The organism is Methylocella tundrae (assembly GCF_901905185.1).
Taxonomy (GTDB): Bacteria; Pseudomonadota; Alphaproteobacteria; order Rhizobiales; family Beijerinckiaceae; genus Methylocapsa; species Methylocapsa tundrae.
Map to the genome: position 1 here is coordinate 1 of NZ_CABFMQ020000052.1, position 387 is coordinate 387.

Consider the following 387-nt stretch of genomic DNA (forward strand, 5'->3'; position numbering starts at 1 on the left):
GTTCAACGGAAGACCGACCCGCGCCATGTAGACGCCGGGGCCGAAAATTCCGTGAGCTCCCGCGCGGCTGGCGTGGATGAGGCCTGACTGTGCAATGCCCGCGGCGCCCGCTGGCGTGGTGAAATGGATGAGGTGCTTTGGCAGCGCTGCGAATCCATATCCTGCAGTACCGAGCACGGCGGCCGTAGTGGGCGCGACGTCCGGAAGCCAGAGGGCTGAGAAAACGCCGGGGACATGCGCCAACGGCGCAAGAGGACTTTGCGATGTAGTGGCGACATCGGCCCAATACTGCGTGGCCTCTTCCGCCGCCAGCGTGGACTGCCAGTACAACTGCTTCAGCTTGAATAGAAAGCGGTCGATGGTGAACCGGTCGGTCACTCGTAAAGG

At 63.0% G+C, this 387-nt stretch carries 1 protein-coding gene; it reads right to left on the reverse strand.

The genetic code is table 11. The features are described 5' to 3' along the window. Window positions 1–387: hypothetical protein (locus MPC4_RS05345; protein WP_210253599.1), on the reverse strand; the 387-nt coding region annotated here is incomplete at both ends.